This is a genomic window from Ruegeria lacuscaerulensis (assembly GCF_013034685.1).
GTDB lineage: Bacteria > Pseudomonadota > Alphaproteobacteria > Rhodobacterales > Rhodobacteraceae > Ruegeria > Ruegeria lacuscaerulensis_B.
Genome location: NZ_WQGO01000003.1, coordinates 63,671 through 89,615, shown reverse-complemented (window position 1 = coordinate 89,615; position 25,945 = coordinate 63,671). Strand labels below are relative to the sequence as shown.

At 59.1% G+C, this 25,945-nt stretch carries 27 protein-coding genes; 11 read left to right on the top strand and 16 right to left on the bottom strand.

Going from position 1 to position 25,945, the window contains the following annotated elements; translation table 11 throughout:
• Positions 1–3 precede the first annotated feature (3 nt).
• On the bottom strand, positions 4–279 hold the full coding sequence (locus GOV80_RS08075) for a DUF1467 family protein (protein WP_170783869.1): 276 nt from the start codon (positions 277–279) through the stop codon (positions 4–6).
• Positions 280–295: 16 nt separating this feature from the next.
• The gene (mce, locus tag GOV80_RS08070) at positions 296–700 is read right to left on the bottom strand and encodes a methylmalonyl-CoA epimerase (protein ID WP_170352375.1); all 405 of its coding nucleotides are present in this window, start codon (positions 698–700) and stop codon (positions 296–298) included.
• A 134-nt stretch (positions 701–834) separates the two neighbouring features.
• Between mce and GOV80_RS08065 the strand changes: the two genes are divergently transcribed.
• Entirely contained in the window at positions 835–1,551 is a 717-nt protein-coding gene (locus GOV80_RS08065; protein WP_170783867.1) for a response regulator, read from the top strand.
• A gap of 1 nt (position 1,552) precedes the next feature.
• Complete coding sequence (locus GOV80_RS22530) at positions 1,553–1,687, top strand: hypothetical protein (protein ID WP_269149750.1); 135 nt, start codon at positions 1,553–1,555, stop codon at positions 1,685–1,687.
• A gap of 63 nt (positions 1,688–1,750) precedes the next feature.
• Here the strand turns inward: GOV80_RS22530 and aspS are convergent, their stop codons facing one another.
• The 4 genes from aspS to GOV80_RS08045 all read right to left on the bottom strand — a co-directional run bounded on the left by aspS (position 1,751) and on the right by GOV80_RS08045 (position 6,003).
• On the bottom strand, positions 1,751–3,526 hold the full coding sequence (gene aspS / locus GOV80_RS08060; protein ID WP_170783865.1) for an aspartate--tRNA ligase: 1,776 nt from the start codon (positions 3,524–3,526) through the stop codon (positions 1,751–1,753).
• A 79-nt stretch (positions 3,527–3,605) separates the two neighbouring features.
• Positions 3,606–4,277: a CPBP family glutamic-type intramembrane protease gene (locus GOV80_RS08055; protein WP_170783863.1), complete on the bottom strand. Its 672-nt coding sequence runs from the start codon at positions 4,275–4,277 to the stop codon at positions 3,606–3,608.
• Positions 4,274–4,921, bottom strand: coding sequence for an aminotransferase class IV family protein (locus GOV80_RS08050; protein WP_170783861.1), 648 nt, complete (start codon positions 4,919–4,921; stop codon positions 4,274–4,276). The genes GOV80_RS08055 and GOV80_RS08050 overlap by 4 nt, the downstream gene beginning before the upstream one ends.
• Complete coding sequence (locus GOV80_RS08045) at positions 4,876–6,003, bottom strand: aminodeoxychorismate synthase component I (RefSeq protein ID WP_170783859.1); 1,128 nt, start codon at positions 6,001–6,003, stop codon at positions 4,876–4,878. Before GOV80_RS08045 ends, GOV80_RS08050 begins: the two co-directional genes overlap by 46 nt.
• Before the next feature lie 176 nt (positions 6,004–6,179).
• On the opposite strand from GOV80_RS08045, the gene carB reads away from it, so the two are divergent.
• Positions 6,180–9,524 (top strand): carbamoyl-phosphate synthase large subunit, encoded by a 3,345-nt coding sequence (gene carB / locus GOV80_RS08040; RefSeq protein ID WP_170783856.1) that lies wholly within the window; start codon positions 6,180–6,182, stop codon positions 9,522–9,524.
• A gap of 60 nt (positions 9,525–9,584) precedes the next feature.
• On the opposite strand, the gene GOV80_RS08035 is transcribed toward carB, so the two are convergent.
• The 3 genes from GOV80_RS08035 to GOV80_RS08025 are packed head-to-tail and all read right to left on the bottom strand — an operon-like array spanning position 9,585 to position 14,150.
• Positions 9,585–12,635 carry an efflux RND transporter permease subunit gene (locus GOV80_RS08035; RefSeq protein ID WP_170783854.1) on the bottom strand — a complete coding sequence of 1,017 codons (3,051 nt, stop codon included), beginning with the start codon at positions 12,633–12,635 and terminating at the stop codon, positions 9,585–9,587.
• Positions 12,636–12,648: 13 nt separating this feature from the next.
• Positions 12,649–13,686, bottom strand: coding sequence for an efflux RND transporter periplasmic adaptor subunit (locus tag GOV80_RS08030; RefSeq protein WP_170783852.1), 1,038 nt, complete (start codon positions 13,684–13,686; stop codon positions 12,649–12,651).
• Positions 13,683–14,150, bottom strand: coding sequence for a MarR family winged helix-turn-helix transcriptional regulator (locus GOV80_RS08025; RefSeq protein WP_170783850.1), 468 nt, complete (start codon positions 14,148–14,150; stop codon positions 13,683–13,685). The genes GOV80_RS08030 and GOV80_RS08025 overlap by 4 nt, the downstream gene beginning before the upstream one ends.
• Before the next feature lie 169 nt (positions 14,151–14,319).
• Between GOV80_RS08025 and GOV80_RS08020 the strand changes: the two genes are divergently transcribed.
• Entirely contained in the window at positions 14,320–15,444 is a 1,125-nt protein-coding gene (locus GOV80_RS08020) for a beta-ketoacyl-ACP synthase III (RefSeq protein ID WP_170783848.1), read from the top strand.
• Positions 15,445–15,565: 121 nt separating this feature from the next.
• A complete protein-coding gene (locus GOV80_RS08015) occupies positions 15,566–16,216 on the top strand; it encodes an immunity protein Imm33 domain-containing protein (protein ID WP_170783846.1) in 651 nt (216 codons plus the stop codon).
• A 71-nt stretch (positions 16,217–16,287) separates the two neighbouring features.
• On the opposite strand, the gene GOV80_RS08010 is transcribed toward GOV80_RS08015, so the two are convergent.
• Positions 16,288–16,749, bottom strand: coding sequence for a hypothetical protein (locus GOV80_RS08010; RefSeq protein ID WP_170769047.1), 462 nt, complete (start codon positions 16,747–16,749; stop codon positions 16,288–16,290).
• 357 nt (positions 16,750–17,106) lie between these two features.
• Here GOV80_RS08010 and GOV80_RS08005 point away from each other — a divergent pair, with 357 nt between their 5' ends.
• The gene (locus GOV80_RS08005; RefSeq protein ID WP_170783844.1) at positions 17,107–17,685 is read left to right on the top strand and encodes a thymidine kinase; all 579 of its coding nucleotides are present in this window, start codon (positions 17,107–17,109) and stop codon (positions 17,683–17,685) included.
• Here GOV80_RS08005 and GOV80_RS08000 read toward each other — a convergent pair.
• From GOV80_RS08000 to GOV80_RS07980, 5 genes are all read right to left on the bottom strand, one after another.
• Positions 17,682–18,632, bottom strand: coding sequence for a 2-hydroxyacid dehydrogenase (locus GOV80_RS08000; RefSeq protein ID WP_170783842.1), 951 nt, complete (start codon positions 18,630–18,632; stop codon positions 17,682–17,684). The genes GOV80_RS08005 and GOV80_RS08000 overlap by 4 nt on opposite strands.
• Complete coding sequence (locus GOV80_RS07995) at positions 18,632–18,970, bottom strand: tRNA-binding protein (RefSeq protein ID WP_170769045.1); 339 nt, start codon at positions 18,968–18,970, stop codon at positions 18,632–18,634. The genes GOV80_RS08000 and GOV80_RS07995 overlap by 1 nt, the downstream gene beginning before the upstream one ends.
• The gene (gene proC / locus GOV80_RS07990) at positions 18,963–19,778 is read right to left on the bottom strand and encodes a pyrroline-5-carboxylate reductase (protein ID WP_170783840.1); all 816 of its coding nucleotides are present in this window, start codon (positions 19,776–19,778) and stop codon (positions 18,963–18,965) included. The genes GOV80_RS07995 and proC overlap by 8 nt, the downstream gene beginning before the upstream one ends.
• 37 nt (positions 19,779–19,815) lie before the next feature.
• Positions 19,816–20,316 (bottom strand): type III secretion system chaperone family protein, encoded by a 501-nt coding sequence (locus GOV80_RS07985; protein ID WP_170783838.1) that lies wholly within the window; start codon positions 20,314–20,316, stop codon positions 19,816–19,818.
• A gap of 310 nt (positions 20,317–20,626) precedes the next feature.
• A complete protein-coding gene (locus GOV80_RS07980; RefSeq protein ID WP_170352360.1) occupies positions 20,627–20,875 on the bottom strand; it encodes an accessory factor UbiK family protein in 249 nt (82 codons plus the stop codon).
• 97 nt (positions 20,876–20,972) lie between these two features.
• Between GOV80_RS07980 and lgt the strand changes: the two genes are divergently transcribed.
• The 5 genes from lgt (at position 20,973) to GOV80_RS07960 (ending at position 25,193) form a co-directional block, all read left to right on the top strand.
• Positions 20,973–21,860 carry a prolipoprotein diacylglyceryl transferase gene (lgt, locus tag GOV80_RS07975; RefSeq protein ID WP_170783836.1) on the top strand — a complete coding sequence of 296 codons (888 nt, stop codon included), beginning with the start codon at positions 20,973–20,975 and terminating at the stop codon, positions 21,858–21,860.
• Complete coding sequence (locus GOV80_RS07970; protein ID WP_170783834.1) at positions 21,857–22,924, top strand: class I SAM-dependent methyltransferase; 1,068 nt, start codon at positions 21,857–21,859, stop codon at positions 22,922–22,924. The genes lgt and GOV80_RS07970 overlap by 4 nt, the downstream gene beginning before the upstream one ends.
• On the top strand, positions 22,921–23,685 hold the full coding sequence (pgeF, locus tag GOV80_RS07965; RefSeq protein WP_170783831.1) for a peptidoglycan editing factor PgeF: 765 nt from the start codon (positions 22,921–22,923) through the stop codon (positions 23,683–23,685). Before GOV80_RS07970 ends, pgeF begins: the two co-directional genes overlap by 4 nt.
• Before the next feature lie 263 nt (positions 23,686–23,948).
• The gene (locus GOV80_RS22525; protein WP_269149749.1) at positions 23,949–24,077 is read left to right on the top strand and encodes a hypothetical protein; all 129 of its coding nucleotides are present in this window, start codon (positions 23,949–23,951) and stop codon (positions 24,075–24,077) included.
• A gap of 333 nt (positions 24,078–24,410) precedes the next feature.
• Positions 24,411–25,193 carry a Hint domain-containing protein gene (locus GOV80_RS07960; RefSeq protein ID WP_170783829.1) on the top strand — a complete coding sequence of 261 codons (783 nt, stop codon included), beginning with the start codon at positions 24,411–24,413 and terminating at the stop codon, positions 25,191–25,193.
• Positions 25,194–25,309: 116 nt separating this feature from the next.
• On the opposite strand, the gene GOV80_RS07955 is transcribed toward GOV80_RS07960, so the two are convergent.
• A complete protein-coding gene (locus GOV80_RS07955) occupies positions 25,310–25,810 on the bottom strand; it encodes an Lrp/AsnC family transcriptional regulator (RefSeq protein WP_170783827.1) in 501 nt (166 codons plus the stop codon).
• Between the last annotated feature and the right edge of the window lie 135 nt (positions 25,811–25,945).

Genomic DNA, 25,945 nt, shown 5'->3' with positions numbered 1-25,945 from the left:
GGCTCAACCGCGCGGCTCAAGCTGGTTCAACCAGTCGAAATCCCGCACTGAGATGACGCCCGAAATGATGATCCCCGCGATGATCGCCCAAAGCACCACCGTCAACCCGGTGGTGATCCACAGCTTTTTCTTCATATGATGCACTTCCGGCGCACCCGCATGGGTGCCCGGAACGATCTCGCCCAGATCGCCCTGCGTCTTGATGCAGATCGGCAATACGACCAGCAATGTCAGAAACCAGATAACGGCAAACAGAACCAATGCAGCGGTGATCGTCATGGCAGCCTCGCTTGGGTTAGACCTGTTCTAGCTCGACCAGACAGCCGTTAAAGTCTTTGGGGTGCAAAAACAGCACTGGCTTGCCATGAGCCCCAATCTTGGGTTCACCCGAGCCCAGCACGCGCGCACCGGTTTCCTTCAGATGGTCGCGGGCCGCGATGATATCTTCGACCTCATAGCAGACATGGTGAATGCCACCAGCCGGGTTCTTTTCCAGAAACCCGTTGATCGGGCTATCATCGCCCAATGGGTACAGTAGTTCGATCTTGGTGTTTGGCAGTTCGATGAACACCACGGTTACGCCGTGATCGGGTTCGTCCTGAGGCGCGCCGACCTTGGCTCCCAATGCATTGCGATATTGCGCGGACGCGGCCTCAAGGTCAGGCACGGCGATGGCAACATGGTTCAGGCGACCGATCATAGAACTCTCCTCTATTCTGCGTTGCAGCGGTTATGGGGGCAGTTCAATCAAAGAACAAGTGCGCCAAATTGCCGTTAACGTCGTGTTAGCCAGAAGTTCCTAGCGTGAGGCATCTGCTGATTAGGAGTTCTGCCATGGACGATTCGAGCCCCTTCACCTCAGCCGCACAGCCAACGGCGATGCGGCCTTTGCTGGGACAAACCATTCTGGTTGTCGAAGACAGCCGCTATGCTTGCGACGCGATCCGACTGATGTGCCTGCATTCCGGTGCCCGGATCCGACGCGCGGATTGCCTGAAATCGGCAAGGCGGCATTTGCAGATCTACCGTCCCTCGGTCATCTTGGTCGATATGGGGCTGCCGGATGGCTCAGGGGCCGAGCTGATTGCCGAATTGACCGAAGCATCGCCGCGTATCGGGGCCATTCTGGCGATGTCCAGCGACAGCGACACCGAAAACGCAGCTATGCAGGTCGGGGCTGACGGTTTTCTGGCCAAGCCGCTGAAATCGCTTTCTTACTTTCAATCCATGGTGCTGCAGCACCTGCCCGAGGATCGCCGCCCCAGCAGCTTGAACGCTGTCCGGGATCAGGTCATTAACCCCGATCCGCTGGCCTATCAGGATGACATGGCCCATATCGCCGATGTGCTGGCTGGCCCGAATGATCACCGCACGCTGGACTATGCCGCCCAGTTCCTGCGGGGGGTTGCCCGCGATGCCGATGACAAAGTGCTGGCAGACGCGGCCAAACGCTTGGCCGCGTCCCGTGCCGAAGGGACGCCCGTCACCGCATTGGCCGCTCAGGTCGCCGGGATCGTTCAGGCTCGCCTGGAACAGCGTGAGGCGATCTGAGATGGCAACAGCCTATTTCGCGACGGCTACGCTGCTGAGCCTTTGGATCTATTGCCAGACCCGCGCGGCGGCCCGCAACATTCGCGCCGCCCGTGCCTTAGTCAACGATCCACTGGAGCAAACCGGACAGCTTTGACCTCTTCGCGAAACATTCGACCAAAGAAAAAACCCGCCGCAAGCGTTGCGACGGGTTTTCTTGTCAGTCCTGCGGGATGATCCGCAATCCCAACTCCATCAACTGATCCGAGCTTGGATCGGATGGCGCGTCCATCATCAGATCTTCGGCGCGCTGGTTCATCGGGAACATCATGACCTCGCGGATGTTGGCCTCATCCGCCAGCAGCATCACGATCCGGTCGATGCCGGCAGCACAGCCGCCGTGCGGCGGCGCGCCATAGTGGAACGCATTGAACAAAGCACCAAAGCGAGATTTTACCTCATCCGCGCCATAGCCTGCCAGCTCAAAAGCTTTCAGCATGATCTCGGGCTTATGATTCCGGATCGCGCCCGAGACCAACTCATACCCGTTACAGGCCAGATCGTACTGATAGCCGCGCACGTCCAGAGGGTTGCCGTTTAGCGCCTCCATGCCGCCCTGCGGCATCGAGAACGGGTTATGTTCAAAGTCGATCGCGCCGGTTTCTTCGTCCTGCTCATAGATCGGGAAATCGACGATCCAGGCAAAGGCAAAGCGGTCTTTTTCGGTAAGACCCAGCTCATCACCGATCACGTCACGAGCTTTACCAGCCACCTTTTCAAAGGCCTTCGGCTTGCCACCCAGGAAGAACGCCGCGTCCCCGACACCCAGGCCCAGTTGCTGACGGATCGCCTCGGTGCGCTCGGGGCCTATGTTTTTGGCCAGTGGACCTGCGGCTTCCATCCCATCGCCCTGATCGCGCCAGAAAATGTAGCCCATCCCCGGCAGACCCTCTTTCTGGGCAAAGGCGTTCATACGGTCACAGAACTTGCGGCTGCCGCCGGTCGGCGCCGGGATAGCGCGGATTTCGGTGCCGTCCTGCTCCAACAGCTTTGCGAAAATCGCAAAGCCAGACCCGCGGAAGTGGTCGGAGACCACTTGCATTTTAATAGGGTTCCGCAGGTCTGGCTTGTCGCTGCCGTACCAAAGGGCTGCGTCCTTATAGGAAATCTGCGGCCATTCCTGATCGACCTTGCGGCCACCGCCGAACTCTTCGAACACACCGGTCAGAACCGGTTGGATCGTGTCGAACACGTCCTGCTGCTCAACAAACGACATCTCAAGGTCAAGCTGGTAGAAATCGGTGGGCGAACGGTCGGCGCGCGGGTCTTCATCGCGGAAGCACGGCGCGATCTGGAAATACTTGTCGAAGCCCGACACCATGATCAGCTGTTTGAACTGCTGTGGGGCCTGCGGCAGCGCATAGAACTTGCCCGGATGCAGGCGCGAGGGCACCAAAAAGTCGCGCGCGCCTTCGGGAGAGGACGCCGTGATGATCGGCGTCTGGTATTCGCGGAAGCCCTGATCCCACATGCGGCGGCGCATCGAGGCGACAACGTCCGAGCGCAGGGTCATGTTCTGCTGCATCGCCTCGCGGCGCAGGTCCAGATAGCGATAGCGCAGGCGGGTTTCCTCGGGGTATTCCTGATCGCCGAAAACCATCAACGGCAGTTCGTCGGCTGCGCCCAGCACTTCTAGCTCGCGCACGTAAACCTCGACCTCACCGGTGGGCAGTTTCGGATTCACCAGTTCCGGGTCGCGCGCTTTGACGGTACCGTCGATGCGGATACACCATTCGGAGCGTACTTTTTCCAGCTCGGCAAAGGCGGCGCTGTCGCCGTCGCACAGAACTTGCGTCACACCAAAGTGATCGCGCAGGTCGATGAACAGCACGCCACCGTGGTCGCGGACCCGATGCACCCAGCCAGACAGGCGGACGGTTTCACCGACATTGGCGGCGGTCAGAGCGGCGCAGGTGTGGCTGCGATAGGCGTGCATGGATCATATCCCTTCGGGCGCAGAATTCGTCGCGCCGATACACCCCGTCGGGCCGCGAAAGTCAAGGCAGGTATCCCGCTCAAAACGGCCTTTGCACGTTGCCCGAGTAGAAATAGATGCCCAGACCGACCGCAAAGATGATATTGCCCGCAATCGCATGCAACAGCACCGCATAGAAAAATGAGCCGCGTTTGCGATAGGCCCAAGTGAACAGTAGCCCACCCGCAAATGTCATGACAGCGACGATCCAGCTCCAGTACATCAGATGCGCCAGCGAAAACAGCGCAGCGTTCAGCAGATAGGCCGCGCGCTCGCCCGGCAGGATTGCATGATAGCGGCGGAAGAACAGCGACCGAAACAGAAGCTCTTGCGGTAGGGCCGAGATGAAGGGGTAGAAGACCCAGATCATCAGCAGGATCTCGGGCCGTTCGCGCAGCAGAAAAAAGGCGGCCTCGGGGCGGGCGATCATCACAACCGCCACGCAAAACAGAGTCATCGCAACGGCAAACAGGGCAACTTCGGTCCAGGACCAGTTGCCATGGTTGTATCGCAGTTCGGCCCATTCAAAGCCCGGTGTATAGTGCAGCAGTAAGATGCCAAGCGCCGTGAAGCTGAACAGCGACGGGAACATCCAACTGGGCGGAAAGAACACTGCGATCAGCACCGGGACAGCGATGAAGAACAGCCCAAACTCGACACGCAGCCGCAGCGTTTGAGGCGCGCTCTCGGCCCACTCGGTTTGTTTGCTCACTGTTCTACCAACTCCGCCCGGATCAGGCCGCGTAAGGAATTTCCGACATATACTTCTGTCGCATCGCTCAGGTCGGTCAAGGATAACACCGCGTCAGTCACCTGTTTATTATCCAGCGCCTCTTCGCGCAGTATGCCGGGCAGCACGCCGCAGGACAGCGCGGGCGTCAGGCCGCGTCCATCAGGCATGTGCAGAAACAGATTGCTGATCGTGCCCTCGCACAGTTCGTCGCGTTCATTCAGGAACAGCAGTTCGTCAATTCCCGGTGGCAGCGATGCGCGGGCGTCATCATACAGCGCGCGTTGTGTGGTCTTGTGCTGCAACCACACATCCGAGGCCCGCAAACGCTGATCCGCGATTGCCACACGCCAGAACGGCGGGTTCTCGAGCAGCACACCGGTCGTCACCTCCACAGCGCCTGCCATATCTAGCGTCAGCCGGCAACGCAGAGGGGATGGACCCGCGACATCTTCCAAAGCGGCCACGGCGCGGGCCCGATCAAACGGCACTCCCAACGCCTCAGCCGATCGCGCCATGCGCGCCAGATGGCGATCACGGCGCACAAACCCCTGCCCCGGCCGGAAGGCCAGCGTTTCGATCAGGCGAAAGTTAGGGTCATCTGGCGGGCGAAGCGGGCTTTCCATAGCGCCTCCTCATATTCGGATGGGGCGGTGCTGTCCCAGACCACGCCGCCGCCCACATTCAGGGTGGCTTTGCCGCCCTCGACCATCAGCGTGCGGATGGCCACGTTAAACTCCGACCGCCCATCCGGCGCGGCCCAGCCAATCGCGCCGCAATAGATGTCGCGCGGCCAAGGTTCGAGGTCGGATAGAATCTCCATCGCGCGGATTTTGGGCGCACCCGTGATCGAGCCGCAGGGGAAAAGCGCCATCAGAATGTCCGAAAGCTCGGCCCCCAGATGCAGCTGCGCCTGCACCAGCGAGATCATCTGATGCACGGTCGCATAAGTTTCGACCTTGAACAGTTCGGGCACGTTGACCGAACCGGGCAGCGCCACACGGCTGATATCGTTGCGCAGCAGGTCGACGATCATCAGGTTCTCGGCCCGGTTCTTTGCGTCACTCGACAGGAAATCGCGGCGGCGGGCGTCTTCGGCCAAATCCTCGCTGCGCGGTTGGGTGCCTTTCATCGGGCGCGTTTCGATCAAACGGTCGGCATCGGTACGGAAAAACAGCTCGGGCGAGCGGCTGAGCAAGTCAGGCAAACCGTCCTGCTGCACAAGCGCGCCGTGGCCCACGGGCTGACCCGCCGCCAGCGCGGCATAAAGCGCAGCGCTGGTACCTTCGACCGTCAGATCAATCGGAAAGGTCAGGTTGGCCTGATAGATATCGCCCGCGCCGATCGCCTCATGCACGCGCGCGAAGGCTTGGGTATAGCGCGCCTCGTCCCAGCGAGGCGCGAAACCGGTCACTCCACCCGCAGGCGCAGGCAGGTCGCTTTGGGCTGGCGTGTCAAAGACGCCAAAGCACAGCAATGGCAGGCGGCGGCCCTCGGGCATCCGCGCGGACAACCTCGGCTCCAGCGCATAACCAAGCTCATAGCTGGCATAACCGGCCAACCACGCACCATCCGCGCGCGCGGAATCCAGCGCCTCCAACGCGTGGGGCACGTCCTCCGCGCGGTCGGCGCAGATCACCTGCGTGGGCCGGTCAAAAGTGGTCCCTTGCCCGGCCGGGCCCTGATCGAAACGAATACGCACCTGCATCCTCATTTGCCGTGCTGCGCGGTATAGAGAATACGGTGCCGAGGGAAAGAGGGGAAAGCGGCAATTTCACCCCTGTTTCCGATACCCCTTGAACCTTTTCGCGCTGTCCCTATAACGCAGGACAATTTGGGCGCTTGGGGGTGCCCTGACTCGCGAACAATTGAAGGAACGTGGCCATGCCGAGAAGAACCGACATCAAGTCGATCATGATCATCGGGGCGGGGCCCATTGTCATCGGTCAGGCATGCGAGTTCGACTATTCCGGCGCACAGGCATGTAAAGCGCTGCGCGAAGAAGGCTACCGGGTCATTCTGGTGAACTCGAACCCCGCCACGATCATGACCGACCCAGGTCTGGCCGACGCTACCTATATCGAGCCGATCACCCCCGAAGTTGTTGCCAAGATCATCGAGAAAGAGCGCCCCGACGCCCTGCTTCCTACCATGGGCGGACAGACCGGGCTGAACACTTCGCTGGCGCTGGAAGAGATGGGCGTGCTGGACAAGTTCGGCGTCGAGATGATCGGTGCCAAGCGTGACGCCATCGAGATGGCCGAAGACCGCGCACTGTTCCGCGAGGCGATGGACAGGCTGGGCATCGAAAACCCCAAAGCCGAGATTGTAACCGCGCCCAAGGTCGCGGACGGCAAAAAAGATCTGGACGCGGGCGTAGCGCTGGCGCTTGAGACACTGGAGACCGTCGGTCTGCCCGCCATCATCCGCCCCGCCTTTACATTGGGCGGCACCGGCGGCGGCGTGGCCTATAACCGCGAGGATTACATTCATATCTGCCGCACAGGCATGGATGCGTCCCCCGTGGGTCAGATCCTGATCGACGAAAGCCTGCTGGGCTGGAAAGAATATGAGATGGAGGTGGTGCGCGACACCGCCGACAATGCCATCATCGTCTGTTCCATCGAAAACGTCGATCCGATGGGTGTGCATACGGGTGACTCGATCACCGTGGCCCCTGCCCTGACGCTGACCGACAAAGAATACCAGATCATGCGCAACCACTCGATTGCCGTGCTGCGCGAGATCGGGGTCGAGACCGGCGGATCGAACGTGCAATGGGCGATCAACCCCGTCGATGGCCGCATGGTCGTGATCGAGATGAACCCGCGCGTGTCGCGCTCGTCTGCGCTGGCGTCCAAGGCGACCGGCTTCCCGATTGCGAAAATCGCCGCGAAACTGGCCGTGGGCTACACGCTGGACGAGCTGGACAATGACATCACCAAGGTCACGCCTGCGTCTTTCGAGCCGACCATCGACTATGTCGTCACCAAAATCCCGAAATTCGCGTTCGAGAAATTCCCTGGTTCCGAGCCATACCTGACCACCGCGATGAAGTCGGTGGGTGAGGCCATGTCCATCGGTCGCACCATCCACGAATCGATGCAAAAGGCTCTAGCATCGATGGAATCGGGCCTGACCGGCTTTGATGAGATTGAAATCCCCGGCCTCAACGTGGGTTTGTGGGATGCGGCTGACGACAAGGCTGCCGTGATCAAGGCGATCAGCCAGCAGACACCGGATCGCCTGCGCACAATCGCGCAGGCCATGCGCCATGGTCTGACCGACGACGAGATTTTCGGCGTCACCAAGTTCGACCCGTGGTTCCTGGCCCGCATCCGCGAGATCATCGAAGCCGAGCGTCAGGTGCGCAAAGATGGCCTGCCCGTCACCGAGGACGGTATTCGCAAGCTGAAAATGCTGGGCTTCACCGATGCCCGTCTGGGCAGCCTGACCGGCCGAGATGAGAGCAATGTCCGCCGTGCCCGTCTCAACTTAGGCGTCACCGCCGTGTTTAAGCGTATCGACACCTGCGCCGCCGAGTTCGAAGCGCAGACACCCTACATGTACTCGACCTACGAAGCCCCGATGATGGGTGAGGTCGAGTGTGAGGCGCGCCCGAGCGACCGTAAAAAGGTTGTCATCCTCGGCGGTGGCCCCAACCGGATCGGTCAGGGGATCGAGTTCGACTATTGCTGCTGCCACGCTTGTTTCGCGCTAACCGAACAGGGCTATGAGACCATTATGGTCAACTGCAACCCCGAGACCGTCAGCACCGACTATGACACCTCGGACCGCCTGTACTTTGAGCCGCTGACCTTCGAACACGTCATGGAGATCCTGACGAAAGAGCAGGAAAACGGCACGCTGCACGGTGTGATCGTTCAGTTCGGCGGTCAGACCCCGCTGAAACTAGCCAACGCGCTTGAGGCCGAAGGCATTCCGATCCTCGGCACCACGCCCGACGCCATCGACCTTGCCGAAGACCGCGAACGCTTCCAGGCGCTGGTCAACGAACTAGGCCTGAAACAGCCCAAGAACGGCATCGCCTCGACCGACGAACAGGCGCTTGAGATTGCAGACGAGATCGGCTTCCCGCTGGTCATCCGCCCCTCATACGTTCTGGGCGGGCGCGCCATGGAAATCGTGCGCGATATGGATCAGCTGCGGCGCTATATCAACGAGGCCGTCGTCGTCTCGGGCGACAGCCCCGTTCTTTTGGACAGCTATCTGGCGGGCGCGGTTGAGTTGGACGTGGACGCGCTGTGCGACGGCACCGATGTGCACGTGGCAGGTATCATGCAGCATATCGAAGAGGCCGGCGTGCATTCGGGCGACTCGGCCTGTTCTCTGCCGCCCTACTCGCTGTCCAAGGAGATCCTCGATCAGATCAAGGATCAGGCGTTCAAATTGGCTAAGGCTCTGAACGTGGTCGGTCTGATGAATGTTCAGTTCGCGATCAAAGACGATGAGATCTACCTGATCGAAGTGAACCCGCGCGCCTCACGCACCGTGCCCTTCGTCGCCAAGGCGACCGACAGCGCGATTGCGTCCATCGCAGCGCGTATCATGGCTGGTGAGAAGCTCTCAACCTTCCCGATGCGCCCCGCGTACAAGGAAGGTCAGGACACAAAGATTGCCGACCAGATGACGTTGGCCGACCCGGACATGCCGTGGTTCTCGGTGAAAGAGGCCGTGCTGCCCTTCGCCCGCTTCCCCGGCGTTGATACCATTCTGGGCCCCGAAATGCGCTCGACCGGCGAGGTCATGGGCTGGGACCGCGACTTCCCGCGCGCCTTCCTCAAGGCGCAGATGGGCGCTGGTATGGTGCTGCCGTCCGAGGGCCGCGCATTTATCTCGATCAAGGATGCCGACAAGACACCCGCAATGCTTGAGGCGGCGCAGGTGCTGACCGAACAGGGTTTCTCACTGGTTGCAACGCGCGGCACGCAAGCCTGGCTGGCAGAGCAAGGCGTCGACTGCGACGTGGTAAACAAGGTCTATGAAGGCCGACCCGACGTGGCCGATATGCTCAAGGACGGTCAGGTGCAGCTGCTAATGAACACCACCGAAGGCGCGCAGGCGGTCGAAGACAGCAAGTCCATCCGCTCCATCGCGCTGTATGACAAGATCCCCTATTTCACCACTGCGGCCGCCAGCCATGCCGCAGCTTTGGCAATCAAGGCGCAGGCCGAGGGCGATGTCGAGGTCAAATCCCTGCAGGGTTAACCCCACCGCCCGGTTACAGAAAAAAGCAAAACCCCCGGTCTCTGACCGGGGGTTTTTCATTTAAACAACAGGTTGCGGCGCTGATTTGCGCCGGTATTCCGGCAGGAAGAACACCATGTAGAACACGGGCGCGGCCACCATGGTCAGGATCGTGGCAAAGGCCAACCCCCCCATGATCGTCACCGCCATCGATTTGAAGAACGCATCCGTCAACAGCGGTGCCATCCCCAGAATGGTCGTAATCGCCGCCAGCATCACCGGGCGCAAACGCGAGACCGAGGCTTCGACGATCGACTCGTGCAGTCCCTTACCGGTTGCGCGAACCAGGTCGATCTCTTCCACCAGAACGATGCCGTTTTTGATCAGCATCCCCGACAAGCTCAGCAGCCCAAGCAGCGCCGTAAAGGTAAATGGTAACCCGGTGCCCAGCAACCCGATGACTACCCCATTTACCGACATCGGCACCAGCAGCCAGATGATGATCGGCTGCCGGATCGCGTTGAAGATCAGCACCGAGATCAAGACCATGATCAGCAGGCTCAAGGGCAGTTGCCGTCCAAGGCTTTCATTGGCCTCACCGGCATTTTCAAATTCACCACCCCATTCCATCCGGTATCCGGCGGGCAAATCCATGTCTTCGATGGCCGCCCGGACTTCGGAATGGACCTGAGCCGCCGTGAAACCTGCCGGGATATCTGCACCAACAGTGATGGTCAGGACCCGATCCCGCCGATGTACCAGCGTGTTCAGGGCCTTGTATTCGAACCCGTCCACCATCTGCTCGATCGGAACAAAGCGTTCGGACTGATCGGAATACACCACCTGATCCACGATCGAGTAATCGCCATTCGCAGCGCGGCGCAGGATGATTGGGATCAGGCGATCGCGTTCACGAAACACCCCGCCGGTGATGCCATCGGTTGAAAACTGCAACGTGGCTGCGATGTCTTCGCGGCTGACACCTGCAGTTTGGGCGCGCTCGGTCGCGTAGATCGGTTGAACCGCCAGCTCTTTTTCACGCCAGTTGTGATGCACGTGCAGGGCATTATCGGACGCGGCGCGCATCCGCAGGACCGCCTCCTCTGCCAGTTGCCGTAAAACTACCGGATCGCTGCCCGAGAACCGCGCCTGGATCGGATCGCCGCCACCCGGACCAAAGATCAAACGGCGGGTGCGAAACTCACCCTCAGGGAACTGGGCCGAGCCGAATTCTTCCAGATCCGCGCGCAGTTGCGGGATGTCTTCTAGGGTTTCGGTTCGGATGATCAGGTGACCATAGCTGGGGTTCGGCTTTTCGGCCGAATAGGTCAGCAAAAACCGGGTCGCGCCCTGTCCGACAAAAGTTGCGACCGACACGACTTCATCCCTGTTGGTCAGCCATTCTTCAAACACGGCCATATCATCAGCGGTGCGGGAAATCGGAGTACCTTGCGGCAATTTATAATGCACAAGGAAAAGAGGTGTGTTCGAATCCGGGAAGAATTGCTGCTTGACCAGACCGAACCCGGCGAAACAGGCCACCGTCACCCCCACCAAGGCGGCGATCACCAGCCAGCGGAACCGCAAAGCCCAGCGCAGGACGGTCCCGTAGATACGGAACATCAGTCCGCCATAAGCATCCACCGCGCCTTCTTTACCCTGTTTGAAGAAATAGTGCCCCAGCATGGGCGTCACCGTCAGTGCCAGAATCCAACTCAGCAGCAATGAGATCGCGATGACCGCAAACAGCGAGAACAGGAACTCACCCGATGCGTCCGGGCTGAGACCGATACCAGCAAACGCCATGATACCGATGATCGTCGCGCCCAGCAGCGGGATTTGTGTTTTGGACGCAGCCTCATCCGCCGCATCGCGCGCGTTTTTGCCGCGCAGCATGGCGATCTGCATCCCCTCGGCCACGACGATGGCATTGTCGACCAGCATCCCCATGGCGATGATCAACGCGCCCAGCGAAATCCGCTCCATCTCGATCGAGAAGATGGCCATGAACAGCAGCGTTCCCACCACGGTCAGCAGCAGGGTCGAGCCCACCACAATCGCGGCGCGCCAGCCCATGAAGATGGCCAGAACCGTCACTACAATCGCCACCGACAAAGCCAGGTTCACCAGAAAATCGTTCGAGGCCTGCTCGACCACAACATGTTGCTGATAGATCGGCAGGATTTCCACACCATAGGGAATCTGCCCGTCCAGTTCGGCAAATTTCGCATCGGCGCGCTTGCCGACCTCGACAATGTTCTCGGTCGACAGGCCCGCGATGCCCAGCGTGAACGCCTCGGCGCCGTTAAAGCGGATGATGACCTCGGGGTCGGTTTGGCGCCCGCGATAGACATTGGACATATCAAACAGGTTGATCACCTGCCCTTGCGAGCCAACCGACAACCCCGCGATGGCCGAAACCGTATCGGACCCTTCGGCAGTCAGGACCGTGGTACGGTCATTGTCTGACCGCAGCGAACCCGATGCATTCACCGAATCCGCATTGACGATGGCATCGTTGATCGCCTGCAACGGCACATTCTGATTGACCGAGATGGCTAGGTCGGGCTCCACGAAAATAGCTTCTTCCGGCAGGCCCATCACCTCGACATCCGCTACGCCCTCGACGGTCAGCAATTCGCGCCTCAGAAAGGTCGACAACTCGTGCTTTTCAGCATCCGAGAATCCATCCGCGGTGACCGCATAGAACAGCCCGAAAACATCGCCAAATCCATCATTTACAAGCGGCTGGCTGACACCTGACGGCAACGCGCGAGCCGCATCGCGGACCTTGGCGCGCAGCTTGGTCCAGATTTCGGGCAATTCGGTTCCGTCATAGGTAGACTTCACCTCAACTTCGATCAGCGAGAACCCCGGTTGGTTGACCGAAGTAATGGTTTTGACCTCTCCCATCTGCTGGATCGCCGATTCCAGAGGTTCCGAGACCTCAAGCGCCACTTGTTCGGCAGTGGCACCGGGATATTGCGTGGCGATGACCGCGTTCTTGATCGTAAAGGCCGGGTCTTCCAGCCGACCCAGCGACAGGAACCCCCAGATGCCGCCAAACAGAGCGATCAGAATGATCAGCCACGTATAGATCGGCCGGTCAATGGATGCGCGCGCGATGTTCATGACCCTGCCCTCTTTAATTCGCAAAACCGGCAAAACGGCGCACCGTCTGCCCGTCGGTCAATGCTCCACCGCCTGCGACCACGACCTCATCGCCATTGTTCAGCCCGCTCAGAACGCGCACGTCCCCACTTTCCGTGGGTTCGATCGTCACCGGCACCCGCGTGATCGTGCCTTCATCGGCCCCTGTCGGCGTGAATACGAAAATGCCAAGCGTTCCTTCGGCATCCGCCACAATCGCGGTCGCCGGGACCACGATGCCTGTACGTTGATCCTGTACCTGAACGTTCACCGTCACTGAAGACCCCGGCAGAATCTGCAGCCCTTCCGGCGGGGTCAGGCCGAACTGAATGCGGAAGGTTTGACCAACGCTCGAAGATTCAGCATCAAACTCGCGGATTTGCAGCGGGAACACCTCATCGCTGACAGGGAATTTGGCGGTGATGGTGATGTCATCTTGCTGGCCCGAGCGTTGAAACAGAATTTCGGGCACATCCACTTCGATCCGCAGCTCGGACATGTCGTGGATACGAACGATGGGGGTTCCGGCCGATACGGTTGTAAAGGATTCCACCGCGCGGCTTGAGACCAGCGCGTCAAAGGGCGCGGTTAGCGTCGCCTGTTCCAGATCATAAAGCGCATCGCGCACAGCGATATCGGCTAGTTGTGCCGCTGTTTCGGCGTCATCCACAGCAACCTGACTGGCCGCCGTACCGCGCAAACGGGACAAGCGTGCCAGCGTTCGATCGGCTTGTTCTTTTTGCAACACAGCCCGGTCATAGCGGCGCTGGAACGGCTCACGGTCTAGCTCGGCAATCAACTCGTCCTTGGGGATCACGAACCCCTCGGTCACGGGCATGTCCATGATCTGCCCAGCCACCTGAAACGCTAGATCGACCGTTTGGCGCGCAGCCACACGACCAAAGAACTGACGCGAAAACCCCGGTGTAGTTTCCTGCACAACCATCAGCTTGACTGGTTTGGCCGTCTCTTGCGCCGTGGCAGAGGTGGCCAGCAGGGCAAGGGCAATGCCCAAAACAGAGATCAATTTCATTTCTTCAACCCCTCGGGTATTCCCGTTTTCAATATGTTTTCCCGGATTTTCCGGGCCAGACGCGCAAATTCTGCCGTCTCATCAGCATCCAACCCCGACGCGCGGTGAAACAAAGCCCCCGCTTCGGCCACCAGGGCCTGACGCATTTCAAGCCCCTTGTCGGTCAGCACCAACAACCAGGCGCGGCGATCTTCAGGGTCGCGTTGTCGGGATAGATACCCCGATGCTTCCAACGCGTCCGCCGTAGAGGTGATCGTGGAGGGCACTGTCAACATATCCGACGCCAGAACCCCCATGCGCTTGGGCTGGTCTAGCTTGATCAACATGTGGCATTCCTGATGGGTCAGCTCGATTTCCAACGAGTCAAAGCTTTCTTCAAGCTTCCAGTACAAGGCATACACGCCCATCATGGCCTGCATTTCAGGACTGAGCCGTTTTACCAGCGCACTGTCATCGAATGTCATGGACCGAATCCCTTAGAGACCTCGCGACCGCATATACTTCAAAAAATGAACTATTCAAGAATTGAAGCGCATTTGGACGCCAACTTTGGCATTCCCTTGGGTCAATCTCTCTTGAACTGACCGGGTATTGGCGGCATTTTGAGCAAATCCGAAAAACGCAGGTTCACCTATGCACACGCCAGCAATCACCGGCACCGGTGTATTCACGCCAGAGAACATCATCACCAACGCAGAACTCGTCACCGCCTTCAACGCCTATGCCGACAGGGTCAATGCCGAGCATGCCGACGCGATTGCCGCAGGTGACATGGAACCGCTGCAACATTCCTCGGAAGAATTCATCGTCAAGGCCTCGGGCATCCACAACCGCTATGTGATGGACAAGACCGGCGTACTTGACCCCGACGTGATGCACCCGTTGCTGCGTCAGCGTAGTGATGATGAACCCGGCATCATGACCGAGATGGCCGTAGATGCGTGCAAAAAGGCGCTGGCGCAAGCCGGGCGCGCACCCGAGGACGTGGATCTGGTGATCTGCGCCGCCTCGAACCACGAACGTGCCTATCCAGCGATTGCGATCGAAATCCAGCAGGCGCTGGGGATCAAAGGCTTTGGCTTTGATATGAATGTAGCCTGTTCCTCGGCCACGTTTGGCATTCAGGCGGCGGCGGATATGATCCGATCGGGATCGGTGAAATCCGCGCTGGTGGTGAACCCTGAGATCTGCTCTGGCCATCTAGAGTGGCGCGACCGCGATTGCCATTTCATTTTCGGAGACGTCGCCACCGCCACCCTGATCGAACGCGTCGAGGACGCAAACGGCCCCTATTTCGAGATTCTCTCAACCCGCTGCGCCACCGAATTTTCCAACAATATCCGCAACAATAACGGTTACTTGCGCCGCTCGCGCCCTGATGGCGTGGTCGACCGGCGTGATATGCAGTTCATGCAGAACGGACGCAAAGTCTTCAAGGAAGTGCTGCCGATGGTCAGTAAGCACATCGCCGACCATATGGATTCCGAAGGGCTGAACAGTTCGGACCTGAAACGTCTTTGGTTGCATCAGGCCAACAAGACGATGAACGATTTCATCGGCAAAAAGGTATTGGGCCGCGAACCCGAACCGGGCGAACAGCCCAACATCCTGCAAGATTATGCCAACACATCTTCGGCCGGATCGATCATCGCGTTCTCGAAATACTCGGACGATTTCGCAGATGGCGATGTCGGTCTGATCTGCTCCTTCGGGGCGGGGTATTCCGTGGGTTCAGTGATCGTGAAGCGGTGCGGATAAACATCATCTGCAAGTGGCGACTTTCACAGCAGGGTATTCTTACCTTTAACCCGCAGCTTGACCACATTAGCGCTGAAAACAAACAAGAAGATGAAATGTAAAGCAGATCAAGGTTGCATTTGTGACAAGCCCCAGTTTTCGCCTTCACGACCCGCGCCCAACGCAAAAAGAAAACCCATACACGTTCCATTTACCAAGCGAAGAAGAGCTTGCTGAAGTCGGTATTGGAACAATCGTAAAGCTGATTTTCAGCGCTGTTCCTGAATCCGGACAATACGATGCGGAGAGAATGTGGGTTATCGTAGAACGCCGCGACGGCTCAAATTTGCTAGGTAGGCTCGACAACACCCCAGAAGACATACCCGCATTGACACTCGGCGATCCGGTCGAGTTCAAAATCCACCACATAGTTGGAATAGATTGGGATGACCCGGAATTGCAAATGCGTTTTTCAAACGACTTCAACAAGTGGTTTGGCCGCTGTTTCGTTGATGACGCAGTTTTGGAACGGCGCGCCCGCGTGGGATATGTTTATCGTGAAGATTCCGAACATGAAGAAGAAGACAAGTATCCCGATACCGGCTGGCGCATCCGCGCGGATGTAGAACAACTGTCGCAAGAAGAATACGATGACACGCCATGCAGCTATGTCGCTATTGGTGCGGTGTTAAACCGTGATGACAGTTTTGTTCATCTCCTGTCAGAACCCGTTGGAAGCCGTTTTTTGAGAACGCAGAGCGATAGCTACGAACGCTGTCAGGAAGAGGAATAGCTCAAGTGCAGGCATAGCCGTTCGTAGAACGCGCCGCTCAAGTTTTTTTTGCTCGAAGATATGAGAAGCGCTCAGCTCACGCTTTCCTCTTCCAGATGCAGCTTCATCTCGATCAAAACCTGCTGCAACTGGCTGGTCTCTTTCAACAAACGCTTGGCTTCGTTCACTGTGATGATGCCGTCTTCGATGGCGGCCTGGTATTCGGTCATCAGCATGGCAAAGCGCTGGCTTAGCGCGATAACGTCTGCATTCACCCCTCCGGTTCGGGGCGCGTCCGAGTTGCGACCATCATAGGACAGCGTGATGTTCTTTAGGTCCGCCAAAGCCGAGGTCACATGCGGAAAGTTGGACACGGCCTCAAGCCGGGCAACCGCGTCCACCGGCATGAACCGGTCGGCGTGCTCGGCATTGTCGGAATAATACCGGCCCAGGGTCGCCTTGGATTTCCCGGTAATCTCGCAGGCGGATTCGATGCCCACGTCTTTGACCAATGCCTCGGTATGCTTTTTCAGGTAGGCCCCGATATCTGCCATGTTTCAACCTTTGCTGCCTGGCTTCACCACCACATCTGCCAGTGTGGGGGAAACGGTGCGGAAATTTCCCATACTCGAGTCATAATTGAAATGGCATAAATTGACTATCCCTCAGAATTGAAGGGATTTTGTGAGTGAGTGGCGGCGTTTCCAGCCGGTTATGAGTATCCGCGGGGCGTTTTTCTGGTCCTGCAATGGTTAGGCCGTATGACGGCCGACGGCGTCGCTGTTGTTGAAGCGGGGGTATCCATCCCCAATGAGCTTGCGCTCGACCCTTGCAACGACAACGGCGACGACGCTTTCTTGGTTTATATTGGTCCCTTGCCCGCGCCGTTCAGGCGTTTTAGACCCGGGCGTATGGCAAAGCTATACTTCAATTATTCGACCATGAACGCGGGCAAATCGACCGTGTTACTGCAAGCCTCGCACAACTACCGTGAGCGCGGCATGGATACCTATCTGATGACGGCCCGGCTGGATGGACGTGCAGGGGTGGGCAAGATCGCCTCGCGCATCGGGATTGCGGCGGATGCCGAAACATTCGGGGCGCAGGACGATGTTTTTGCCATGATCAACGCGCGCCTGAAACAGGGCAAGGTGGCCTGCGTGTTCATTGATGAGGCGCAGTTTCTGACCGAGGATCAGGTCTGGCAACTGGCGCGTGCCGTGGATGATCTGAAAATACCGGTTCTGGCCTACGGGTTGCGCGTGGACTTTCAGGGGCGTCTGTTTCCGGGCTCTGCCGCGCTGCTGGCGCTGGCCGATGAAATGCGCGAGGTGCGCACGATCTGCGAATGCGGTCGCAAGGCTACGATGGTCATTCGGCAGGACGAGAACGGCAACACCATCACCGAAGGCGCACAGGTTCAGATTGGCGGGAACGAGACCTATGTCTCGCTTTGCCGCAAGCATTGGCGCGAGGCGATGGGCGACTAAACCGGGTTCGGCAGCGCGCGCCCCGTGACAAAGGCGGCGACATTATCCAGCGCCATGTTGCCCATATCCGTGCGCACTTCCTCCGTCGCGGTACCCAGATGCGGGAACAGGGTCACGTTGTCCATGTCGATCAGAGCTTGTGGGACCTTGGGCTCGAATTCATAGACATCCAGCCCAGCCCCGGCGATCTGCCCCGCCTGAAGGGCTGCGATCAGGGCAGCTTCATCCACGACCTCTCCGCGCGCGATGTTGACCAGCAGGGCGTTGGGGTTCATCGTCTCTAGCACCTGCGCATTGATCAGATGCCGGGTTGCGGCGCCACCGGGAACCGCCAGCACAAGGAAATCGACCGAAGCCGCCAAAGCAGACAGATCGGGAATGAACTCTGCCGCAAAATCCAGATCCTTCGCGCTTCGCGATTGATAGGCCACCTGCATCGAGAACCCATAGTGGCAACGCCGCGCGATGGCCTGACCGATGCGACCCATGCCCACGATACCAACCCGTTTGCCGGTGACGTGGTGGCCCAACATCTGGGTCGGATGCCAGCCTTCCCAAGCACCGGCGCGAACCAGGCGCTCACCCTCGCTCGCGCGACGGGCCGTGGACAACAACAGCGCCATGGCGATATCGGCGGTCGCATCAGTGACTGCGCCGGGGGTGTTGGTGACGGCGATTCCGGCAGCTTGCGCGGCGCTTACGTCGATATGGTTATACCCAACGCCGAAATTGGCCAGCAGCTTGCAACGCGGGTCAGGCACTTGCGCAAAGATATCCGCCGAGAACTGATCCCCCAGCGTCGGAACGACAATGTCGAACGTGTTCAGCGCGTTGATCATTTCTTCCTCAGACATCGGCGCAGTCTCGGGCCGGAATTCAACGTCGAATTCAGCCCTTGCGCGCGCTTCGACCGCTGGCGTCATCGGCCGGGCAATAAATACCTTCATCAGTGCATCCTTCCGCCGATGGGAACGTTGCCATCCGGTCCGATCAGAACGATCTCACCGTTTTCGTCGGGCAGGCCCAGCACCAGGACTTCGGACATGAACTTGCCGATCTGGCGCGGCGGGAAATTCACCACAGCCATCACCTGCTTGCCGACCAGAGTGGCCGGGTCGTAATGCGCGGTGATCTGGGCCGAGGTCTTGCGCTCGCCGATCTCATCGCCGAAGTCGATCCACATCTTGATCGCGGGTTTGCGGGCCTCGGGATACGGCTCAGCGCGGATCACTTCACCTACGCGGATATCGACCTTGAGAAAATCGTCGAAGGTAATCTCACTCACGGGACAGCTCCTTGGATCGGTCGGTGGCGGCTTTGACGGCACGGTGCAGCAGATCGGGGAAACCCTGTTCTTCGTGCATAAGCACCTCTAGCGCGGCCTGCGTGGTGCCATTGGGCGAGGTCACGTTGACCCGCAGCTGCGCGGGGTCTTCGTCGGCGGCCATCGCTAGCGCGCCTGCCCCTGCAACAGTAGATTTGGCCAGCTTCATTGCCAGTTCATGCGGCAAGCCCTGCGCCTGCCCCGCGGCGGCCAGCGTTTCGATCAGGTGGAACACATAGGCCGGGCCCGATCCGCTGAGACCAGTCACTGCGTCCATCTGCGCCTCGTCCACCAGCCGGACAGTTTCACCAATCGCGGACAGCAGGTTTTCGGCCAGGGTCACATCGGCCTCGGAGGCCTGTGCGTTGCCGATCAGCGCCGTGATCCCTTGCCGGATCGCCGCAGGCGTATTTGGCATCGCCCGAACGATCGACGTGCCCGCGCCCAACACGGATTCGAATGTGGAAATCGACGTCCCCGCAGCGACCGAGACGAACAGGCTTCCTCCCCCGCCCAGCGCTTTGATCGCGGGCAATGCTTCGCCCATCATCTGCGGTTTGACGGCCACAAGCACCACGGCGGGCGCTTCGGGCATTGCTGTGTTTATATTGACGCCTTGTGCTTTCAGCCAGTCCGAGGGGTACGGATCAACGACCCAGACCGAAGAGGCAGGAAGGCCGTGTTCCAGCCAGCCCGCCAGCATGGCCGATCCCATCTTGCCGCATCCCAGAAGCACCAGCCCCTGATCCGCGACACGCGACATATCCATGATTGCCCCTCCCCATTATCTGGCTTAGGGCAAAGCTTTACGCGCGGCCGTAAGCCTCTGCAATGGCGACTTGCATCGCATCTTCGGGATCACGATTGCCCCATGTGACCAGTTGGATCGCCGGGTAATAGCGTTCAGCGCTCAGGACAGCCGCAGAGATCATCGTATCAATCTGTTCGGGGCTGGCCATTTGACCCCCCGCCAGAACCAGACCATAGCGATAGACCATCAGCTTTTGGGTGGCCCAATAGGTAAATGCCCCGGCCCAGCACTGATCGTTCATCTTGTTCAGCAGCTCATACAGCTCGCTTTCCCGCTCGGATGGCGGGTCCATTTCGAACGAGCACACCATGCGCAGGGTTTCGTCATAGTTCGACCAGGCCAAAGTGATGGAATAGGTGCGCCACTGTCCTTCGACAGCCATGGCGATCTGATCGTCGCCGATACGATCAAAATCCCAGTCGTGATGTTCGGCCAGGTGTTCAACAATATCAATCGGATGAAGGTCTTCTTCGAGAAACTGCTCGGATAGGGCCATAATGCCACCTCACTTATCTCTAGCAATTTGGGGCTGGCAGCGCCCCAGCGCTAGTTGCCTGCTCTACAAGCCGGGCTTCCCCCATGTGCCTGTACTAAATATGGTGCGCCGCGCGCACCCGTCTGGCAACCCTATTTCTTGGGGATAACAGCAATAAGTTGTGGACGAATGGCCACGGCGATCAAAATATTGGCGCCGGGGACAGCTTTGTCTTGATTAAATTCCGCAAGGCGGCAAGATGCACAACACCGCACAACCCGACTAAGGATTGCGCGGTTCTTTTCTTGTTGTCGATGAATCTCAGCGGACGTTACTTGTCCAGCTTTGCCTCTAGCGCGGCGATACGCTGTTCCAAGGCTGCGTTTTCCTCGCGCGCCTTTTGCGCCATGGCGCGGACGGCATCGAATTCTTCGCGGGTGACGAAATCGCGGTCGGCCAGCCAGCGATCGATCATCGACTTCATCGCGTTCTCGGCCTCTTCCCGTGCACCTTGTGCCACGCCCATGGCGTTGGTCATCAGTTGGGATACATCGTCGAGGATCTTGTTGCGGGTCTGCATAGTTTTTCTCCGAAATCGCGGTTGTTCTCTATATGGGTAAACTTTGCGTCAGGCTCAAGGTTGACTTGCCCTGCAAAGCACGGGCAATGAGACGCACATGCAGGCTGTTCTGAATTTCCCCGATCTGTCGCCCGAGCTGTTCTCGATCTCACTCTTCGGGATGGAGTTCGCGCTGCGTTGGTACGCGCTGGCTTATATCGCGGGCATCCTGATCGCGTGGAGGCTGGGGGCAGCGGCGCTGAAACGCCCCGCGCTTTGGGCAGATAACACGCCGCCGATGAAACCCCAGCAGCTTGAGGATCTGATCACCTGGATCATTCTTGGGGTGATTCTGGGCGGTCGACTAGGGTTCGTGCTGTTTTACCAGCCCGCCTATTACCTTGCGAACCCAGCGGACATTTTGAAAGTCTGGCAGGGCGGCATGGCATTTCACGGCGGTCTGCTGGGGGTGATTGTCGCCTCTTACATCTATGCGCGCCGTCACCAGATATCGGTTCTGCCGCTGGCCGACCTGATCGCCCACACTGTTCCGCCGGGGTTACTGCTGGGACGGTTGGCCAACTTCATCAACGCCGAGCTTTGGGGCCGCCCCAGCGAGGTGCCTTGGGCGGTAATCTTCCCCGGCTCTGCCGCGCAGGACTGTCCCGGCGTACTAGTGGGCATGTGTGCACGCCATCCTTCGCAGCTTTACGAGGCCGCGCTGGAGGGGTTGCTGCTGGGGGTCGCGCTGCTTTGGCTGGTCTACCGCAAGGGCGCGCTGCGCAAACCCGGACTGGTCATGGGCGTGTTTCTGGCCGGGTATGGCGCGTCCCGATTCATTGTTGAGTTCTTTCGGCAACCGGACGCACAGTTCATCTCGGTCGGGAATCCTCTGGGTCTGGCGTGGCATATTGGCGGATATGGCCTGACCATGGGGCAGCTCTTGTCGCTGCCAATGATCGCGCTTGGCCTATGGTTCGCCCTGCGCGCGCGAAACGCGCGATGAGCCTGACCGACCATCTGCTGGAGCGCATCGCGCAAGACGGCCCGATGACCGTGGCCGACTACATGACCGAATGCCTGCTGCACCCGACCTATGGCTATTACACCACCCGCGACCCTTTGGGTGTGCAGGGCGATTTCGTCACCGCGCCTGAGATCAGTCAGATGTTTGGTGAGTTGATCGGCCTAAGTCTGGCGCAAAGCTGGATGGATCAAGGCCACCCCGATCACTTCGTTCTGGCCGAACTTGGGCCGGGGCGCGGAACACTGATGGTGGACATCCTCCGGGCCACACGCGGGGTCCGTGGCTTCCATGACGCGGCTGAGATCGTGTTGTTCGAAGCCTCACCGACCCTGCGCGCCATTCAGGCAGAAACGTTAAAGGAATTTGCGCCGCGCTGGATCACAACGCTCACAGACCTGCCCGACGCGCCCTTGTTTCTGGTCGCCAACGAGTTCTTTGACGCCCTACCCATCCGCCAGTTCCTGCGCGATGGCCCTGCGTGGCGCGAGCGCCTTATCGGGGCCGAGGGCGAATCGCTGACCTTCGGACTGGGTGCTCAGGCGGATCAGGTCGCTCTGACGGACCGATTGCAAGACACGAAAGATGGCAATCTGGTTGAGCTTTGCGCGGCGGCAATCCCCATCCTGACCGTCATCGCGGGTCGAATCGCCAGCCACGGCGGTGCCGGTCTGATCGTGGATTATGGCGACTGGCATTCACTGGGCGACACGTTTCAGGCCCTGCGCGGGCATGAGAGCGTGGATCCGCTAGATACACCCGGTCAGGCCGATCTGACCGCCCATGTAGATTTCGAACCACTCGCATTGGCAGCGCGTGCCGCGGGTTGCGCCCATTCCCGTCTGACCCCTCAGGGCGTGTTTCTGGAACGGCTGGGCATTACCGCCCGTGCACAAGCTTTGGCCAAACCGCTCGGCGGGGCGAAGCTTGAAATGCTGGTGGCTGCACATCGCAGGTTGACGCATCCCGATGAAATGGGAAACCTGTTCAAATTACTGGGTCTCTACCCCTCCTACGCGGCACCTCCACCGGGATTGGAACCATGACACTGGAAATACTGACCTCGGACATGTTGTCAGGCGTGCGCCACGGTTTCTTCAGCCGCCGGGGTGGTGCCTCCTCGGGGATTTTTACCGGACTTAATTGCGGCTACGGGTCCTCGGATCAAACCGAGGTCGTGTCGATCAACCGGGGCCGCGTGGCCGACGCGATGGAGGTCGACCCCGACGCGCTGGTCGGCGTGCATCAGGTGCATTCGCCAACCGTGGTGACCGTTGATGGCCCGCAAACCGGCGACCGGCCAAAAGCGGATGCGATTGTGACGGCGACACCGGGTCTGGCGCTTTCGATTCTGACCGCAGACTGTCAGCCGGTTCTGTTTGCGGATGCTCAAGCCAATGTGATCGGTGCTGCCCATGCCGGGTGGCGCGGGGCCTTGGACGGTGTGCTTGAGGCAACACTGGACGCGATGGAGGCGCTTGGCGCGAACCGCGCGAATACAGTCGCTGTCATCGGCCCGACGATCTCGCAGCGGGCCTACGAGGTCGGTCCGGATTTTCTGGACAGTTTTGTCGCCGAATCACCCGATAACCTGCGTTTCTTTGCCAATGGAGAAGGCGACCGACTGCAATTCGACCTGCCCGCTTTTGGCCTGCACCGTCTGCGACAGGCGGGAATCGGCCAAGCGGAATGGACGCGCCATTGCACCTATTCGGACCCGGACCGGTTTTATTCCTACCGCCGGGCCACCCACGCCAAAGAAGCAGATTATGGCCGCCTGATTTCTGCAATCAAATTATTAACCTAGACCGAATTGTGGCGATATCGCCACCTTTTCGCCACATTCTTTGTGTCTACCTGAGTCGGAAGAAACCAAGTTTTATTGTCCGGTCTCAGGTGCTTATCTGCCGATGCTCCAGCAGTGCAGGACAGCATAAAGAAAGAGGAGCTGCCATCCTTCATTTTGTCCTGAATTGATCCCGGATCAGCCTTATCGCTGCCGCAATATGGCGTCAGATTAGGTCCAAAGGGAATTGAGGCCACGACCTCGACAAGAGCAGGACTACAGGAATGAAGGGAAAATCTCGCTTTCTAAGCGCCGTTATCGCGGCGAGCAGAGAGAAAGGTCTGGACATGCCGTGGAAGGGCGTTTCCAGCCACTCGATCAGGGTTGCCCGCCGCTTGGCGGCACGGCGTTGATCGCGATGTTCAGGGTACCAAGCTGCCGGTTTCCTGGGCCAAGACCGGCGTCAGAGGGGTGCTCCGGCCTGACGCGTACCCTGCCGCAGGTATTTTATGCGGCGCGGGTGAGGGGCATGTGTGCGCAGGCAATTTCCGCCCGCGTTGTTGTGAGTTTGTCTGGGGGGTCAAGATGTTGACCAAAGGGATACGCGATACTGCTGCGATGCGACGTCAGTGCGACGATCGCCCCAAGGTCGCCCTTTCATTCAAAACAAAGAAGAAAACTGGTCAGACGGGCATGGACGGAGGGGTCAACCTGTCTGAGCGGACTTTAGAAGGGACGGAATAACAATGCCTATTCCACATTCGCTCTCGCGGGCGGCCAGAAATGCGGTTGATACGTCAGCGATGCTGCGCGACGCGTCACGTGCACCGAACAAACCCAAGGCGCAGCTGCGGCGCTATGAGGTCAGTGCGCTTCTGCCCAATGGTGACATTGCGCAAACCCGCCATATCGCGCCAGCCCTGCCGATGTTCGAGGATGCCTTTTGCGCCTTTACCCGCGGATCGCTGGTCGACACTGAAACCGGGCCGGTCGCCATCGAAGACCTACTGCCCGGAGACACAGTTCTGACGCAGGATGGCACCTCGCAGATCGTGTTGTGGAAAGGCTCGGTCACGCTGGTACCGGGGCGCGAAGATTCGCGTGGGCGCACCCGTCCGCTGACCCGCATCATGGCCGACACATTCGGCATGCAAAAACCTCTTTCAGGCGTGATCGCGGGGCCATCAGCCCGGATCGTGGGCACTCCGGCGCATCTTCGGCATCTACACGGGAATGAGACGATCCTGACCCCGGTTCACGAATTCCAGGACGGAATGAACGTGATCGAGACATTGCCGCCGACGCCAGTTGAACTGTTTCACATCTGCCTGAAACGTCACGCGGTTATCAAGGTCGACGGACTGCAGTTTGAAACCTATCATCCCGGCGTGAACGCGGTTCGCATGATCAGCCACTCCTTGAGGTCGATCTTTCTGAACCTGTTCGCGCATGCCGATTCGCTGAACGATTTCGGACCGCTGCTGATGCCGCGCGCTGGCGATGGTGAGGTCGACGCGATCACAGCTTAAAAATTACCAGATACTGCAAAGTGGGGGCTTTATGCAGATACTATTGGGTTGGGTACTGTTTTTGTACGTGACGGCCATCTTGCCAAGGTGTTGCGCCGCACATAAACGGACGCGCTTTACGCCGTCCGGTTCATTCGTTCTTCCAGCACGTCAAAAGGCACGCCGGGCTCGTCCTTAGCACCACGAATGACCAGTGATGTTTTAACACTGGCCACGTTCGGCGTCGTCAGCAGCTCTCCGGTTAGGAACTGCTGAAAGCTGCTGAGGTCGGGGGCGACGCATTTCAGGATGAAATCCACCTCACCGTTCAGCATGTGACACTCCCGGACCAAGGGCCATTCGCGGCAGCGTTCCTCAAAGGCGGTCAGTTCCGTTTCGGCCTGACTTTCCAGACCGACGCTGGCAAAGACCTGAACCTCGAACCCCAATTCGCGCGCGTTCACCTCGGCGTGGTACCCGCGAATAAAACCCGATTCCTCAAGCGTGCGAACCCGACGCAGGCAAGGAGGGGCTGAAATCCCGACACGTTTCGCCAATTCGACATTGGTCATGCGACCGTCTGCCTGCAATTCCGCCAAAATCTTGCGGTCAATCTCATCCAGCCGGGTCGTGACCATAAAATGCTCCTGATTTTTTTCAGTTGTTATATCAGCACCCACTTGATGCGCAATAATATTTCGCCCCTGCGCAACATTCTTTGTTTCATTGCCATTCCATAGCCGCAAGGCCGATACCCGTCAGGAAGGGGCTTT

Coding starts and splice junctions, on each gene's coding strand:
- GOV80_RS08075 (WP_170783869.1), bottom strand. CDS start 279: ATGACGATCACCGCTGCATTGGTTCTGTTTGCCGTTATCTGGTTTCTG.
- mce (WP_170352375.1), bottom strand. CDS start 700: ATGATCGGTCGCCTGAACCATGTTGCCATCGCCGTGCCTGACCTTGAG.
- GOV80_RS08065 (WP_170783867.1), top strand. CDS start 835: ATGGACGATTCGAGCCCCTTCACCTCAGCCGCACAGCCAACGGCGATG.
- GOV80_RS22530 (WP_269149750.1), top strand. CDS start 1,553: ATGGCAACAGCCTATTTCGCGACGGCTACGCTGCTGAGCCTTTGGATC.
- aspS (WP_170783865.1), bottom strand. CDS start 3,526: ATGCACGCCTATCGCAGCCACACCTGCGCCGCTCTGACCGCCGCCAAT.
- GOV80_RS08050 (WP_170783861.1), bottom strand. CDS start 4,921: ATGGAAAGCCCGCTTCGCCCGCCAGATGACCCTAACTTTCGCCTGATC.
- GOV80_RS08045 (WP_170783859.1), bottom strand. CDS start 6,003: ATGCAGGTGCGTATTCGTTTCGATCAGGGCCCGGCCGGGCAAGGGACC.
- carB (WP_170783856.1), top strand. CDS start 6,180: ATGCCGAGAAGAACCGACATCAAGTCGATCATGATCATCGGGGCGGGG.
- GOV80_RS08035 (WP_170783854.1), bottom strand. CDS start 12,635: ATGAACATCGCGCGCGCATCCATTGACCGGCCGATCTATACGTGGCTG.
- GOV80_RS08030 (WP_170783852.1), bottom strand. CDS start 13,686: ATGAAATTGATCTCTGTTTTGGGCATTGCCCTTGCCCTGCTGGCCACC.
- GOV80_RS08025 (WP_170783850.1), bottom strand. CDS start 14,150: ATGACATTCGATGACAGTGCGCTGGTAAAACGGCTCAGTCCTGAAATG.
- GOV80_RS08020 (WP_170783848.1), top strand. CDS start 14,320: ATGCACACGCCAGCAATCACCGGCACCGGTGTATTCACGCCAGAGAAC.
- GOV80_RS08010 (WP_170769047.1), bottom strand. CDS start 16,749: ATGGCAGATATCGGGGCCTACCTGAAAAAGCATACCGAGGCATTGGTC.
- GOV80_RS08005 (WP_170783844.1), top strand. CDS start 17,107: ATGGCAAAGCTATACTTCAATTATTCGACCATGAACGCGGGCAAATCG.
- GOV80_RS08000 (WP_170783842.1), bottom strand. CDS start 18,632: ATGAAGGTATTTATTGCCCGGCCGATGACGCCAGCGGTCGAAGCGCGC.
- proC (WP_170783840.1), bottom strand. CDS start 19,778: ATGGATATGTCGCGTGTCGCGGATCAGGGGCTGGTGCTTCTGGGATGC.
- GOV80_RS07985 (WP_170783838.1), bottom strand. CDS start 20,316: ATGGCCCTATCCGAGCAGTTTCTCGAAGAAGACCTTCATCCGATTGAT.
- GOV80_RS07980 (WP_170352360.1), bottom strand. CDS start 20,875: ATGCAGACCCGCAACAAGATCCTCGACGATGTATCCCAACTGATGACC.
- lgt (WP_170783836.1), top strand. CDS start 20,973: ATGCAGGCTGTTCTGAATTTCCCCGATCTGTCGCCCGAGCTGTTCTCG.
- GOV80_RS07970 (WP_170783834.1), top strand. CDS start 21,857: ATGAGCCTGACCGACCATCTGCTGGAGCGCATCGCGCAAGACGGCCCG.
- pgeF (WP_170783831.1), top strand. CDS start 22,921: ATGACACTGGAAATACTGACCTCGGACATGTTGTCAGGCGTGCGCCAC.
- GOV80_RS22525 (WP_269149749.1), top strand. CDS start 23,949: ATGAAGGGAAAATCTCGCTTTCTAAGCGCCGTTATCGCGGCGAGCAGA.
- GOV80_RS07960 (WP_170783829.1), top strand. CDS start 24,411: ATGCCTATTCCACATTCGCTCTCGCGGGCGGCCAGAAATGCGGTTGAT.
- GOV80_RS07955 (WP_170783827.1), bottom strand. CDS start 25,810: ATGGTCACGACCCGGCTGGATGAGATTGACCGCAAGATTTTGGCGGAA.